The 204-nt window shown below is 48.0% G+C and carries 1 rRNA gene; it reads right to left on the reverse strand.

The features are described 5' to 3' along the window. Positions 1-204, reverse strand: a 23S ribosomal RNA gene (locus tag IQR33_RS22315); the annotation flags it as partial.

Raw genomic sequence — 204 nt, forward strand, 5'->3', positions numbered from 1 at the left:
TTATCGTTACTCATGTCAGCATTCGCACTTCTGATACGTCCAGCATGCGTTACCACACACCTTCAACCGCTTACAGAACGCTCCCCTACCCAATATACAAAAGTATATTGCCGCAGCTTCGGTTTACTACTTAGCCCCGTTACATCTTCCGCGCAGGCCGACTCGACCAGTGAGCTATTACGCTTTCTTTAAATGATGGCTGCT

Source organism: Vibrio sp. OPT46, assembly GCF_015163535.1.
GTDB lineage: Bacteria > Pseudomonadota > Gammaproteobacteria > Enterobacterales > Vibrionaceae > Vibrio > Vibrio alginolyticus.